At 53.5% G+C, this 391-nt stretch carries 1 protein-coding gene; it reads left to right on the top strand.

All coding sequences use genetic code 11. The features are described from left to right. The coding region (locus tag NJC10_RS11190) for a hypothetical protein (protein ID WP_319076626.1) at positions 1-391 on the top strand (391 nt) is incomplete at both ends.

Below are 391 nucleotides of genomic sequence, written 5' to 3'. Positions count from 1 at the left end.
GGCCGGGATCGCTCCTCAATTGGAGAAATTCGAGACTAGCTTGGGCAATGTTCAGCGGCTTGCCGAGCGAGCCGCCAGCCCTGATCCGACAGCGCAGATTCTGGCACGACAAGTAAAACTTAAGGATTTAATCCCTCGAACTGCTTCGGCGATAGACAACCTCGTCAAAATCGACACGGTTTTCCGCGAAGGAGTTACTTCCCAAAACGACCCACCTGATAGACCGGGGCAAACAAAAGGAAACACTATTAGGTCTTACCGACTGACTTGGTACAAGCCTATCGAGGCTCTCGCGTTGCTCGCCAAACAAGTGGATGGCCGCAGCTTCGATCAAGCCGTGTCAGAGACTGACATGCACGCGAAGGTGCCAGGAGAGGATGCATTTGGTGAC

This window comes from Micrococcus sp. M4NT, assembly GCF_033790745.1.
Classification (GTDB): Bacteria; Actinomycetota; Actinomycetes; order Actinomycetales; family Micrococcaceae; genus Micrococcus.
The sequence above is the reverse complement of the archived record's forward strand: the minus strand, read 5'-3'. Positions and strand labels throughout refer to the sequence as shown.